Consider the following 471-nt stretch of genomic DNA (forward strand, 5'->3'; position numbering starts at 1 on the left):
TACACTCGCCGGTCGGCTCCAGGTCGCAGTTCCACTCGTGCTCGAGCGCGGCTTCATCGGTCTCGAAAGTTCGCTGGCAGTACCGGCAGGCGGCGACGTACTCCGGAAGTTCGAAACTGGTGTCGTCCGCTTCATCTTCGACCGTCGATCCGGGCTCGTAGCCGTTGTCAACTGAAGATGAGACCGTATCCTCATCGTCGGCCGTAACCGCGGCCGCGTCCTCGAGGACGGAGAACTCCGCGACGATCTCCCCGGAACTCTCGTCGCTCACCGTCGAGCACCACCGGAAAGCCGCGTGGGGATCTCCACATCCTGCGCCAGTTGCCCGGTCGCGAGGCTCGTCGAGTCGTACCCGCAGCGACCGCAAGCGATAGTCGTCGGGACCGGGCCGCGCGACCATCGATGATCACCGGGCTCGCAGGGACCAATCTCCGCCCGCTCACGGAGTTCTTCGAGGAGAACGGAGCGATG

At 64.8% G+C, this 471-nt stretch carries 2 pseudogenes; both read right to left on the reverse strand.

Annotated elements, in window-relative coordinates:
* Positions 1–271: pseudogene (locus tag C5B91_RS21590) on the reverse strand (Lrp/AsnC family transcriptional regulator); the annotation flags it as partial.
* Positions 268–471 (reverse strand): annotated as a pseudogene (locus C5B91_RS22900) (hypothetical protein); the annotation flags it as partial. The pseudogenes C5B91_RS22900 and C5B91_RS21590, both read right to left, overlap by 4 nt.

This window comes from Haloferax sp. Atlit-10N, from assembly GCF_003586325.1.
GTDB classification, from domain to species: Archaea; Halobacteriota; Halobacteria; order Halobacteriales; family Haloferacaceae; genus Haloferax; species Haloferax prahovense.